The sequence below is a fragment of the Streptomyces marokkonensis genome, assembly GCF_039539045.1.
Taxonomy (GTDB): Bacteria; Actinomycetota; Actinomycetes; order Streptomycetales; family Streptomycetaceae; genus Streptomyces; species Streptomyces marokkonensis.
Genome location: NZ_BAABCQ010000014.1, coordinates 35,526 through 48,181, shown reverse-complemented (window position 1 = coordinate 48,181; position 12,656 = coordinate 35,526). Strand labels below are relative to the sequence as shown.

Annotated in this window: 10 protein-coding genes and 1 pseudogene; 9 read left to right on the top strand and 2 right to left on the bottom strand. The window is 71.6% G+C overall.

Going from position 1 to position 12,656, the window contains the following annotated elements; genetic code table 11:
- Positions 1 to 207 precede the first annotated feature (207 nt).
- Positions 208 to 1,842, bottom strand: coding sequence for a solute symporter family protein (locus tag ABEA26_RS05535; protein WP_345589743.1), 1,635 nt, complete (start codon positions 1,840 to 1,842; stop codon positions 208 to 210).
- Entirely contained in the window at positions 1,839 to 2,195 is a 357-nt protein-coding gene (locus tag ABEA26_RS05530; protein ID WP_345589741.1) for a DUF485 domain-containing protein, read from the bottom strand. Before ABEA26_RS05530 ends, ABEA26_RS05535 begins: the two co-directional genes overlap by 4 nt.
- Before the next feature lie 265 nt (positions 2,196 to 2,460).
- Here ABEA26_RS05530 and ABEA26_RS05525 point away from each other — a divergent pair, with 265 nt between their 5' ends.
- From ABEA26_RS05525 to ABEA26_RS05485, 9 genes and pseudogenes are all read left to right on the top strand, one after another.
- Positions 2,461 to 4,053, top strand: a complete 1,593-nt coding sequence (locus ABEA26_RS05525) for a S8 family serine peptidase (RefSeq protein WP_345589738.1) — start codon at positions 2,461 to 2,463, stop codon at positions 4,051 to 4,053.
- Between the two features lie 71 nt (positions 4,054 to 4,124).
- Positions 4,125 to 5,675: a S8 family peptidase gene (locus ABEA26_RS05520; RefSeq protein ID WP_345589736.1), complete on the top strand. Its 1,551-nt coding sequence runs from the start codon at positions 4,125 to 4,127 to the stop codon at positions 5,673 to 5,675.
- Positions 5,676 to 5,744: 69 nt separating this feature from the next.
- A pseudogene (locus tag ABEA26_RS36270) lies at positions 5,745 to 6,484 on the top strand (CoA transferase); the annotation flags it as partial.
- Positions 6,481 to 7,488 (top strand): CopD family protein, encoded by a 1,008-nt coding sequence (locus tag ABEA26_RS05510; protein WP_345589734.1) that lies wholly within the window; start codon positions 6,481 to 6,483, stop codon positions 7,486 to 7,488. The pseudogene ABEA26_RS36270 and the gene ABEA26_RS05510, both read left to right, overlap by 4 nt.
- A gap of 272 nt (positions 7,489 to 7,760) precedes the next feature.
- A complete protein-coding gene (locus ABEA26_RS05505; protein ID WP_345589733.1) occupies positions 7,761 to 8,747 on the top strand; it encodes a DEDDh family exonuclease in 987 nt (328 codons plus the stop codon).
- Between the two features lie 113 nt (positions 8,748 to 8,860).
- Entirely contained in the window at positions 8,861 to 9,094 is a 234-nt protein-coding gene (locus tag ABEA26_RS05500; protein WP_161164690.1) for a hypothetical protein, read from the top strand.
- Between the two features lie 74 nt (positions 9,095 to 9,168).
- Entirely contained in the window at positions 9,169 to 9,960 is a 792-nt protein-coding gene (locus ABEA26_RS05495) for an SURF1 family cytochrome oxidase biogenesis protein (RefSeq protein WP_345589729.1), read from the top strand.
- A 133-nt stretch (positions 9,961 to 10,093) separates the two neighbouring features.
- A complete protein-coding gene (locus tag ABEA26_RS05490; protein ID WP_345589727.1) occupies positions 10,094 to 11,881 on the top strand; it encodes a glycoside hydrolase family 15 protein in 1,788 nt (595 codons plus the stop codon).
- Between the two features lie 4 nt (positions 11,882 to 11,885).
- The gene (locus ABEA26_RS05485) at positions 11,886 to 12,641 is read left to right on the top strand and encodes an SDR family oxidoreductase (protein WP_345589726.1); all 756 of its coding nucleotides are present in this window, start codon (positions 11,886 to 11,888) and stop codon (positions 12,639 to 12,641) included.
- The last annotated feature ends 15 nt before the right edge of the window (positions 12,642 to 12,656 follow it).

Here is a 12,656-nt window from a genome sequence, read left to right as displayed (position 1 = left end):
GCCTACGTGACGGGTCCGACATCGACAGCGGCCCGATCCCACGACGTGGGACGCGGCCGCGTCGTAGAGATCTACGAGCGGCCGCGTCCCCGGTGGCGCTGCGCGGGGCCCGCTGCGTGGCCCCGTACGCGGTATTCAGTACCCGATGCAGCACGTGGGCCCGTGCGTGGCCCTGTGCGTGGGCCCGTGCGTGGGCCCGTGCGTGGCTCAGTGCGCTCCGGTGCCGGTCAGGGACCGGACCTCGAGCTCCGCGTACTTCGCCTCGTCGGGCTCCTCCTTGGACAGCATCGTGCCGAGCCAGCCCATCAGGAAGCCGAACGGGATGGAGATGATGCCCGGGTTCTTCAGCGGGAACCAGGCGAAGTCGACGTCGGGGAACATCGCCTTCGGGTCGCCGGAGACCACGGGTGAGAAGAGCACCAGGCCGACGGCGACGATCAGCCCGCCGTAGATCGACCACAGGGCGCCCTGGGTGGTGAACCGCTTCCAGAACAGGCTGTAGAGGATGGTCGGCAGGTTGGCGGACGCGGCGACCGCGAACGCCAGGGCGACCAGGCCGGCCACGTTCAGGTCGCGGGCGAGGGCACCGAGCGCGATGGAGGCGATACCGATGAAGACGGTCGACCAGCGGGCCGCCCTCATCTCCTCCTTCTCGGTGGCCTTCCCCTTGCGGATGACGTTGGCGTAGATGTCGTGCGCGAAGGACGAGGACGAGGCGAGGGTGAGACCGGCGACCACGGCGAGGATGGTCGCGAAGGCCACCGCCGAGATCGTGGCGAGCAGGATCGCGCCCCAGGCCGAGTCGACGCCGCCCACATGCAGGGCGAGCAGCGGCGCGGCCGTGTTGCCGGACGGGTTGGACGCGATGATCTCCTTCTGCCCGACGAGCGCGGCGGCGCCGAAGCCGAGCGCGATGGTCATCAGGTAGAAGGCGCCGATGATGCCGATCGCCCAGTTCACGGACTTACGGGCGGCCTTGGCGTTGGGCACCGTGTAGAAGCGGATCAGGATGTGCGGCAGGCCGGCCGTGCCGAGCACCAGGGCGATGCCCAGGGAGATGAAGTCGAGCTTGGTGGTGCCGCTGGCGCCGTACTGGAGGCCGGGCTCCAGGAAGGCGGCGCCCTTGCCGCTGTTCTCGGCGGCCGTGCCGAGCAGGTCGGAGATGTTGAAGTTGAACTTCAGCAGCACCAGGAAGGTGATCAGGATGGTGCCGCCGATCAGCAGCACGGCCTTGACCATCTGGACCCAGGTGGTGCCCTTCATGCCGCCGATGGAGACGTACACGATCATCAGCAGGCCGACGAGGGCGACGATGAGGATCTTGCCCGCGTCGGAGGTGATGCCGAGCAGCAGCGAGACGAGAATGCCCGCGCCCGCCATCTGGGCCAGCAGGTAGAAGATCGACACGACGATCGTGGAGGTGCCGGCGGCGGTACGCACGGGACGCTGGCGCATGCGGTAGGCGAGCACGTCGCCCATGGTGTAGCGGCCGGAGTTCCTCAGCGGCTCGGCCACCAGGAGCAGGGCGACCAGCCAGGCGACCAGGAAGCCGATGGAGTAGAGGAAGCCGTCGTAACCGAAGAGGGCGATGGCACCGGCGATGCCGAGGAAGGACGCGGCCGACATGTAGTCGCCGGAGACGGCGAGTCCGTTCTGGAAGGCGCTGAACTGGCGGCCGCCCGCGTAGAAGTCGGCGGCGTCCTTGGTCTGGCGGCCGGCCCAGACGGTGATGCCGAGCGTCGCTAGGACGAAGATCGCGAAGAGCGTGATGATGAGCGGGCGGTGCTCGCTGGCCTCGTTGGCGGCGAGCTGGGTGGCGAGAACGGTCTGTGCGGGGCTCATGCGCCGCCCTCCATCCGGGACTTGATGGCCTCGGCCTTGGGGTCGAGCTTCGCGGCGGCGTACCGCGAGTACCACCAGGCGATGAGGAACGTGGTGACGAACTGGGCGAGACCGAAGACGAGGGCGACGTTGATGTTGCCGAACAGCTTGGTGCCCATGAAGCCGCCGGCGTAGTTCGACAGCAGCACGTACAGCAGGTACCAGGCCACGAAGGCGATCGTCAACGGGAACGCGAAGGAGCGGAAGGAGCGGCGCAGTTCGGCGAACTCGGCGCTCTGCTGCACTTCGGAGAACTCCTCGGCGGACGGAAGTGGGCGTTCCTCTTTCGAGGGGGGCGGTGCGTCGGTGGCCACGGAGTCTCCTCGTACGACGGACATGACGGCTTGGACCTCGGTGTTCATACGGGGGCCTGATCGTGCTCGGGCTCCCTGTCCAACGACACGGCGCCCCACGGGGACCGGTTCAACACGCGGGGCACTTTCCGAAGTCACCCGTGGCGGGTCATTGCTGGCCAGGGACTGCGGGGGATAGCTTCGCCCTGCACCACTCCGTCATGTACCTGCCCGAGCACCACCTGTGTCTCGGGCCGGTTTCGTTTCCGGATGATGTGGAGACCCCATGGATCATCTGCATGCGCCGCGTTCGTCGCGTTCCCCGCGTCCCTCGCGGTCCTCGCGTTCCAGACGGCGGCTCGCCCTCGCCGTACCCGTCGTGCTGTCGCTGACCGCGTCGCTCGGCTTCCTGCCCGCGGCCGCCTCGGCGGCCCCGCAGGCGGAAGCCGCCGCCGAGGCCACGCGGGCCGGCCTGGCCGAGGACGCGCCCAGTCTGGCGTACGTCGTCAACACGCGGACGGACCACCGCACGATCGCGTCGGTGAAGCGCGCGATAGCCAGGGCCGACGGCAGCGTCGTGGCCACGTACCAGAAGATCGGTGTGATCGTCGTCCACTCGGCGAACCCGGACTTCGGGGAGCGGATACGCAAGGCGCGCGGAGTGCAGTCGGCGGGCGCGACCCGCACCGCGCCGCTGACCGCCGCCGGGACGACGGACCAGGGCGCCGCGGAGATACTCTCCGCCGAGCAGGCGGCGCGGACCGCGAAGGCGTCCGAGGCCGCGGGGGTCGGCGAGCCGCTGGAAGCCGAGCAGTGGGACCTGCGCGCGATAGGCGCCGACAAGGCCGCGAAGATCAACCCGGGCAGTTCCAGGGTCACCGTCGCCGTGATCGACACCGGTGTCGACGACACCCACCCCGACCTCGCCCCCAACTTCTCCGCCTCGCAGTCCGCCAACTGCGTCGGCGGCAAGGCGGACACCAGTGAGGGCGCCTGGCGGCCGTACACCGCCGACGACTACCACGGCACCCACGTGGCGGGTGAGATAGCCGCCGCCCGCAACGGCACGGGCGTCGCCGGTGTCGCGCCGGGCGTGAAGGTGTCGAGCATCAAGGTGAGCGACCCGGACAACGGCCTCTTCTATCCCGAGAACGTCGTGTGCGCGTTCATGTTCGCCGCCGACCACGGCGTGGAGATCACGAACAACAGCTACTACGTGGACCCCTGGCTGTACAACTGCATGGACCACCCCGACCAGCGCGCGATCGTCGACGCGGTCAACCGGGCCCAGCTGTACGCCCAGCGCAAGGGCACCCTGCACCTCGCCTCCGCGGGCAACTCCAACCACGACCTGGACTCCGACGCGATCGTCGACGACTCCAGCCCGAACGACACCACGCCGGGGACGCGGACCATCGATCCGCACGAGTGCTACGACATCCCGACCCAGCTGCCGGGCATCGTCACGGTCAGCGCCACGGGCGTCGACAAGGAGAAGTCCTACTACTCCACGTACGGCAACGGTGTCGTCGACATCGCGGCGCCGGGCGGTGACGGGCGCTACCAGATCCCGGACACGCCGTCGAAGAACGGCCGCATCCTGTCGACCATGCCGAACAACGAGTACGCCTGGCTCCAGGGCACGTCGATGGCCTCGCCGCACGCCGCGGGCGTCGCCGCGCTGCTGAAGTCGGAGCACCCGTGGGCGTCCCCGGCGCAGTTGCAGTGGCTGCTGAAGGCCCAGGCGGACAACCCGGGCTGCCCGGCCTCCTACGACCAGGACGGCGACGGCACGCAGGACGCCGACTGCGAGGGCGGCAAGCGGGTCAACGGCTTCTACGGCTTCGGCATCGTCGACGCGCTGCGCGCGGTGAAGTGACCGGCTCGTCCGGCCCCGAACGCCCGCACCTCCGCTCACGAAGTTCCTCGGACCAACTGGAGACATCGCACATGACAGCGTCCCACCCGCGTCACCGCCGCGCCCTGGCGATCCCGGCCGGCCTGGCCATGGCCGCGTCGCTCGCCTTCCTGCCGGGCGTCCCGGCCTCCGCCGCGCAGGCCTCCGAGGCCGCTCGGGCCGCGTCCTCCGGATCGGCCGACCCGGCGTCCTCGTTCAGCTACGTCGTCAACGTCCGCCCCGGGCACGGCCCCTCGGCGAAGGTCGAACGCGCGATAGCCAGGGCCGGCGGCACGATCGTGACGTCGTACGACCGGATCGGCGTGGTCGTCGTCCACTCCGCCAACCCGGACTTCGCCAAGACCGTCCGCAAGGTGCGCGGGGTGCAGTCGGCCGGTGCCACCCGCACCGCCCCGCTGCCCTCGGCCGCCACGACCGACACGGGCGCACCGAAGGTGCTGGGCAGCCAGGAGATCGCCGCCGCCCGGGCAGCCGCCCAGGACACCGAGGGGCAGGACCCGCTGCAGCCCCTCCAGTGGGACCTGCCCGCCATCAAGGCGGACAAGGCGCACGAGAAGTCGCTCGGCAGCAGCAGGGTGACGGTGGCCGTGATCGACACCGGCGTGGACGACACCCACCCGGACATCGCCCCCAACTTCGACCGGGACGCCTCCGTCAACTGCGTCTCGGGCAAGCCGGACACCACCGACGGCGCCTGGCGGCCGAGCGCCGCGGAGAGCCCGCACGGCACGCATGTGGCCGGGGAGATAGCCGCGGCCAAGAACGGCGTCGGCATGACCGGCGTGGCGCCCGGGGTGAAGGTCGCCGGCATCAAGGTGTCCAACCCCGACGGCTTCTTCTACACCGAGGCCGTGGTCTGCGGCTTCATGTGGGCGGCCGAGCACGGCGTCGACGTGACCAACAACAGCTATTACACCGACCCCTGGTACTTCAACTGCAAGGACGACCCGGACCAGAAGGCGCTCCTGGAAGCCGTCACCCGGGCCTCGCGGTACGCGGAGCGCAAGGGCGCGGTCAACGTCGCCGCGGCCGGCAACGAGAACTACGACCTCGCGGCCGACGAGATCACCGACCCGTCCTCCCCCAACGACTCCACGCCCTCGGACCGGGTGATCGACCCGTCCGAGTGCCTCGACATGCCGACTCAGCTGCCGGGTGTCGTGACGGTCGCGTCGACCGGTGCGAAGGACCTCAAGTCGTCCTTCTCCAACCACGGCCTGGGTGTCATCGACATCGCCGCGCCCGGTGGCGACTCGACGGCCTACCAGACACCGGAGCCGCCCGCCACCAGCGGACTGATCCTCGGCACGCTGCCCGGCGGCAAGTGGGGTTACATGGCCGGTACGTCGATGGCGTCGCCGCACGTCGCGGGTGTCGCCGCCCTGATCAAGTCGACGCACCCGCACGCCTCCCCGGCCATGGTCAAGGCCCTGCTGTACGCCCAGGCCGACGCCACGCCGTGCACCAAGCCGTACGACATCGACGGCGACGGCAAGGTCGACGCGGTGTGCGAGGGCTCGAAGAACCGCAACGGCTTCTACGGCTGGGGCATGGCCGACGCGCTGGACGCGGTGACCTGGTAAACGGCACGCGCGCGTGAAGCGGGCCGGGGCTGCCCCGGCCCGCTTCACGCGTATTTCTCCTCGCCGGTTCCGTCTTCCTCCTCACCGGCCCCCCTGCTGCCCGCCGCCGGGCTGCGGGGTCCTGGACCTGACCCGGGTCATCGCGGGCCGGCCGCCACCCGCACGCTCGCCCTGCTCGGCGCGGACACACTGGGTCCGGATCCGCCGGAACTGCCGGAACTGCCGGAACTGTCCGACCGCATTCCGACACGCGCTTCGAGAAGCGGTCGGCGACGCTCGGCTCGGCCGACATCGTCGCCGGGTACCGGCCGGGCGCGCTGGACCGGTTCGGGCTGTCTCCCGAGGCGCTCGTCGGGCGCAGGCCGGGCCGGTCGTGGCACAGCTGTCGGCGTGGGGCGCGTACGGGCAGTGGGCCGGGCGGCGCGGCTTCGACAGCCTGGTACAGGTGGCCACCGGGACCGCCGCGGTGGAGAGGACGGCCGAGCGGCCGGACGCTGACGCGGGCGCCGACCGAGCGGTCCTACGAGGACGGCAGCCGACCCGTCCGGGTGGCGCCGGCGCGGACCGCGGCCCGGCCGACCGGCGTCATCCGGCCGGGCGGCACGGACGGCACGGACGGCACGGACGGCACGGACGGCGTCGGACGGCGTCGGACGGCGCGCGGTGGATGTGACGCGTTCCTCATCCTTTCCCCGGCCGTCCCGAACCGTACGGCGGCCGAAAACGTCCTCATGTACGGAATGCCGGACCGCCAGTTGTTTTCCGGAACTTGCCCGGATCTGGGGGAGCTGGTGAAGATCTCGAGGTGACCTTGACAAGACCCCCGTCCCGGACCGCCGACACCGGACGGCACGCGCGGCCCTCCGGTGCCGGCCGGACCACGGCCGTGCTCCTGTTGGTGGTGCTGGCCGCTCTGATACCCGCCCTCGGCCCGTCTCCCGCCCTGCACGGCACAGGGGAGGCCGAAGCCCCCGGCACCGGCGGAATAGCCCTGCTGCGCACGGTGCTCTTCGCCGCGCTGAGCGTTCCGCTCGGCGAGCTCTTCGTGAACCGGCTGGCCCGGTCACTCCCCGACACTCCCCCCGAACGGCCCCGCAGCTGGTCCCCCTACGCGACCTCCGTGGGTTTCGTCGCCGCGCTGGGTCTGGCCTCGGTCGTCGCCACGGGCAATCTGGTGCCGGACAGCGTCGCCGACATCGACGTCGGCGGCCTCTACGAGTCCCGTGACGGCAAGCTCGCGCTCCTGGAGGTCAACGGGTTCCTCGCGGCCGGCCTGTGCGCCACCTCGCGCCGGCCGGGCCTCCAGGTCTGGCCGCTGGCCGCCGTGGTCGTCGCGGAGGCGCTGCGCGCACATCCCACGACCGAGTACAGCCCACTGATCGGCTCCGGTCTGACCCTCGTCCATCTGACGTGCGCGTCGCTGTGGGTGGGCGGCCTGCTGTACGCGCTGCGGACCCTGCGGTGGTGGCGGGGCTCCGAGGCGGGCCCGGCCCTGCTGGGACTCTACGCGCGCGTGGCGGCCGTTCTGCTCGCCGCCGTCACGGCGACGGGGGTGTGCAGTTCGCTGCGCCGGATGCCGGCGGGCACGATCACGGACCAGCTGACGGACACGGCGTACGGGCGGGTCCTGCTCGCCAAGGTGATCCTTGTGGCCGCCGTCGCCGCCCTCGCTCTGTGGGCCAGGATCCGGCTGACCCGCGCGTCCGACCCGCTGACCGCCTGCTCCCCCGCGCGCGCGGAGGTCGTCGCCCTGGGTGTGGTGGTCGCGGTGTCGGGACTTCTGACGGCCCTTCCGGTACCGATCCGGTGGTGACCGCGCGCCGGCCGCCCGGGGCCTCGTCCTGCGTGGGTTGCGTCACACGCGGGACGACGACATCCGGCGTGTCGCCTGCTTCGCACCGATGCCCCGCATCCGCCTCCGCGCCCGTAGCCTCGTGTCTCCTCGCGCCTTCCCACGTCGCCTCACTCCAGCCCTCCTCCAATCCTCCCCGACCGCGCGGAACTTGACGGAGGAACCGTTTCACCGGGCGGCAGGGGGCACCTGCCGGGCCGGAGTGTCAGTCGCGGCCCGTATCCTCATGGACCATGCTCGAAGACCACACGACCGCAGCGTCGCCCGCCACGACGTGGCCGGCCGCGTATCCGCAGGGGTACGCGGTCGTCGACGTGGAGACCACCGGCCTGGCCCGCGACGACCGCATCATCTCCGCGGCCGTCTACCGGCTGGACGCCCGCGGTGAGGTCGAGGACCACTGGTACACCCTGGTCAATCCGCAGCGGGATCCGGGCCCGGTGTGGATACACGGGCTGACGAGCGAGGTACTCCGGGGCGCACCGCTCTTCCCGGACGTCGCCGAGGAGTTCGCGGCCCGGCTCGACGGGCGGGTGCTCGTCGCGCACAACGCCGTCTTCGACTGGCAGATGATCGCCCGCGAGTACGCGCGCGCGAAGCGCGAGGCGCCGGTGCGCCAGCGGCTGTGCACCATCGCGCTCTCCAAGGAACTGGGCCTGCCCCTGCCCAACCACAAGCTGGCGTCGCTGGCCGCCCACTTCGGCGTCGTACAGCAGCGGGCGCACCACGCGCTGGACGACGCGCGCGTGCTGGCGGAGGCGTTCCGGCCCAGTCTGCTCGCGGCGGTGGCCGGCGGCGTCAGGCTGCCGCTGCACGAGTGCCGGCCGCTGACCGAGTGGTCGGACCGGCCCACACCTGTGATCGGACAGCAGGCGGGCTACGGCGGCCACCGGCCGACCAGTTGGCGCCCTTCCCGCAAAAGACCCGCATGCCCCCACCCCAACCCCGGCCGGTACGAAGAGGGCAAACGACTCAAGCAGGGCATGCGGGTCGCCTTCTCGGGTGACACCTCCGTCGAGCGGGACCTGCTGGAGGACCGCGCGACCGAGGCCGGACTGCATGTGGCCACCAGCCTGTCCCGGCTGACCAGCCTGCTGGTCACCAACGATCCGGACTCGGGCACGTCGAAGGTGGTCAAGGCCCGCCAGTACGGCACGCCGGTGGTGGACGAGGCGGCGTTCGGTCAGCTGCTGGCGGATGTCGAGCCCGCGGGCGGCTGAGCCGTACGTGAGTCGTACGCAGGACGGCGCGTGAGCCGTACGGACGAGTGATTCCGGGCGACTCGCCCGCCGTCCGCTCGCCCACGTCACGGCGACGGCTCACCCTGTGGCCCATGGCGACATGCGAAGTCTGCGGCAACAACTACGGAATGACCTTCGAGGTCCACGCCCAGGGAGCGGTGCACGTCTTCGACTGCTTCTCCTGCGCGATCCACCGGATGGCCCCCATCTGCGAACACTGCCGGGTGCAGATCATCGGCCAGGGCGTCGAGGTCGAGGGCCACTGGTACTGCGGCGCCCACTGCGCCCGTGCCGAGGGAAGGGCGGGGGTCGTCGACAAGGTCTAGAGGCCCACGGCCCACGGCCGCGCAAGGCCGTACCCGCCGCATCGCACCCCACGACCGAGTTGTACCGTCGTGGGGTGTACCGGTTCCTGTTGTCCCGCCAGTGGGTGATCCTCACCCTCGTGGTCCTCGCGCTCATCCCGACGATGATCGAGCTGGGCTTCTGGCAGCTGCACCGCCACGAGCGCAGGGTCGAGCTGAACGGGGAGATCGCGGACTCCCTGGCGGCGGATCCCGTGCCGGTCGAGTCCATGACCTCGCCGGGAGCGAAGGTCGACGACGAGGACCGCTATCGCAGGGTGACCGCGAAGGGGCGTTTCGACCGGGCCGACGAGGTCGTCGTGCGCCGCCGCACCAACGCGGACGACCGGGTCGGCTACCACGTCCTGACCCCCTTCGTCCTGGACGACGGCAAGGTACTGATCGTCAACCGGGGCTGGATCCCGGCGAACGGCGCGAGCCAGACCGCCTTCCCGAAGATCCCGGCGCCCCCGGAGGGCGAGATCACCGTCACCGGCCGGCTGATGCCCGACCAGACGACCGAGGGCAGCGGGATCAAGAACGTCGAGGGCCTGCCCGACCGCCAGGTCATGCTGATCAACAGCGGACAGCAGGCCGAGCGCCTCGGCAAGCCCGTCCTCGGCGGCTACGTCGAGCTGACCGAACCCGAACCCGCTGGGGACACACCCGAGCGGATCCCGGAGCCCGACCACGACGGCATCGGCAACCACATGGCGTACGCCGTCCAGTGGTGGCTGTTCACCGCGGGCGTCCCGGTCGGCTGGTTCGTCCTCGCCCGCCGTGAGGCGCGGGACCGGGCGTCCCAGGACGAGCAGGAGACCACGGAGGCGGAGCCCGCGGCGGTGTAGCCGGTGGCGGGGTGGCCCTCGACGGTCGAGCCGGTGGCGGTACAGCCGGTGGCTCCTGCGGGGTGGCCGATCGGCCGGTGGGCCGTGGGAGCGGATCCGATTGCTCCGCTCCCCGTCGGGAAGACGGAGACCCGTGCACCCACACATCGAGGACTACGCGCTCATCGGCGACCAGCAGACCGCCGCGCTGGTCTCCACGGACGGCTCCGTGGACTGGCTCTGCCTGCCCCGCTTCGACTCCGCCGCCTGCTTCGCCAAGCTCCTCGGCGACGAGGGCAACGGCCACTGGCGCGTCGCCCCCGTGGGCGCCGGGCGCTGCACGCGGCGTTCCTACCGGCCGGACACCCTGGTCCTGGACACCGAGTGGGAGACCGAGGACGGTGCGGTACGGGTCACCGACTTCATGCCCCAGCGCGACCGCGCCCCGGACCTCGTACGCGTCGTGGAGGGCCTGAGCGGTGAGGTGACGGTGCACAGTGTGCTCCGGCTGCGCTTCGACTACGGCTCGATCGTGCCGTGGATGCGCCGGGCCGACGGGCACCGGGTGGCCGTGGCCGGGCCGGACTCGGCGTGGTTGCGCAGCGAGCCCGAGGTGCGCAGCTGGGGCCGGGATTTCGGGACGCACGCGGAGTTCACGGTCGCCGCGGGCGAGAAGGTCGCGTTCGTCCTGACCTGGCATCCCTCGCACGAGCCCCGCCCGCCGGTGATCGACCCGTACGTGTCGCTGGAGCACAGCGTCGAGGACTGGCGGGCCTGGGCCGCCCACTGCGGCTACGACGGCCCGCACCGGGACGCCGTGGTCCGCTCCCTGATCACCCTCAAGGCGCTCACGTACAAGCCGACCGGCGGCATCGTGGCCGCCCCCACCACCTCGCTGCCCGAGGAACCGGGCGGCGTGCGCAACTGGGACTACCGCTTCTGCTGGCTGCGCGACTCCACTCTCACCCTGGGCGCCCTGCTGACGGCCGGATACCTGGAGGAGGCCGAGGCCTGGCGCGACTGGCTGCTGCGGGCGGTCGCGGGCAACCCGGCGGACCTGCAGATCATGTACGGCCTGGCGGGCGAGCGGCGGCTGCCCGAGTTCGAGCTGCCGTGGCTGTCCGGCTTCGCCGGGTCGACGCCCGTGCGGGTCGGCAACGACGCGGTGAACCAGCTCCAGTTGGACGTGTACGGCGAGGTCATGGACTCGCTGTCGCTGGCGCGGCTGGCGGGCATGCACCCCCAGCCGCAGATGTGGCAGCTGCAGTGCGCCCTGATGGACTTCCTGGCCACGGCGTGGCGGCAGCCCGACGAGGGGCTGTGGGAGGTGCGCGGCGGACGCCGGCAGTTCGTGCACTCGAAGGTGATGACGTGGGTGGCCCTGGACCGGGCGGTGCGCACCCTGGAGGACCATCCCGAGCTGGGCGGCGGTGACCCGGACGGCTGGCGCACGCTGCGCGAGGAGGTGCACCGCGAGGTGTGCGAGAAGGGCTACGACCCGGGGCGCAACACCTTCACCCAGTCCTACGGCTCCTCGGAGCTGGACGCCTCCCTGCTGCTCATCCCCCGCCTCGGCTTCCTCCCGGCGGACGACCCGCGGGTCGTCGGCACGGTCGACGCGATCGGCGAGGAGCTGACCCGGAGCGGGCTCGTGCGCCGCTACAGCACCGAGGGGGACCCGGTCGACGGGCTGCCGGGGGGCGAGGGGACCTTCCTGGTGTGCTCCTTCTGGTACGCGGACGCGCTGCACGCGACCGGCCGGACGAAGGAGGCCCGGGAACTGTTCGAGCGGCTGGTGGGCCTCGCCAACGACGTGGGGCTGCTGGCCGAGGAGTACGACCCGGTCTCCGGCCATCAGCTCGGCAACTTCCCGCAGGCGTTCAGCCACATCGGCCTGGTGAACACGGCTCTCGCCCTGTTCGGGGACAAGGGGGCAGGATAGGGCCATGGATCTTGGACTGAGGGACCGGGTGTACGTCGTCACGGGAGCCACCCGCGGCCTGGGCAACGCCACCGCGCGCGAGCTGGTCGCCGACGGCGCGAAGGTGGTCGTCACGGGGCGGGACGAGAAGAGCGTCGCGGATGCCGCGGCCTCGCTGGGCCCGGACGTGGTGGGGGTGGCCGCCGACAACGCCGACCCCCGGACCGCCGACCGGCTGATCGCGACCGCCCGTGAGCACTTCGGCCGCTTCGACGGCGTACTGATCAGTGTGGGCGGGCCGCCGCCCGGGTTCGTCGCCGACAACACGGACGAGCAGTGGCAGGTGGCGTTCGAGTCGGTGTTCCTCGGCGCGGTGCGACTGGCCCGGACGGCGGCGGCGGAACTGGAGCCGGGCGGTGTCATCGGCTTCGTGCTGTCGGGCTCGGTGCACGAGCCGATTCCGGGCCTGACCATCTCCAACGGCCTGCGGCCGGGACTGGCCGGCTTCGCCAAGTCCCTCGCCGACGAACTTGGCCCGCGCGGCGTCCGCGTCGTCGGCCTGCTGCCGGGCCGCGTCGACACCGACCGGGTGCGCGAGCTGGACGGCCTGTCCGCCGACCCGGAGGCGACCAGGGCGGCCACCGAGTCCCGCATCCCGCTGCGCCGCTACGGCGCCCCGGAGGAGTTCGGCCGCGCGGCGGCGTTCCTGCTGTCCCCGGCGGCGTCGTACGTGACAGGCGTGATGCTGCCGGTGGACGGCGGGGTGCGACAGGGGTTCTGACCCCGGGCCCCGGGT

What these genes read in the sequence shown, in the direction of transcription:
- ABEA26_RS05520 (WP_345589736.1), top strand. Translation starts at nt 4,125, where the DNA reads ATGACAGCGTCCCACCCGCGTCACCGCCGCGCCCTGGCGATCCCGGCC.
- ABEA26_RS05500 (WP_161164690.1), top strand. Translation starts at nt 8,861, where the DNA reads ATGGCGACATGCGAAGTCTGCGGCAACAACTACGGAATGACCTTCGAG.
- ABEA26_RS05485 (WP_345589726.1), top strand. Translation starts at nt 11,886, where the DNA reads ATGGATCTTGGACTGAGGGACCGGGTGTACGTCGTCACGGGAGCCACC.
- ABEA26_RS05505 (WP_345589733.1), top strand. Translation starts at nt 7,761, where the DNA reads ATGCTCGAAGACCACACGACCGCAGCGTCGCCCGCCACGACGTGGCCG.
- ABEA26_RS05535 (WP_345589743.1), bottom strand. Translation starts at nt 1,842, where the DNA reads ATGAGCCCCGCACAGACCGTTCTCGCCACCCAGCTCGCCGCCAACGAG.
- ABEA26_RS05525 (WP_345589738.1), top strand. Translation starts at nt 2,461, where the DNA reads ATGGATCATCTGCATGCGCCGCGTTCGTCGCGTTCCCCGCGTCCCTCG.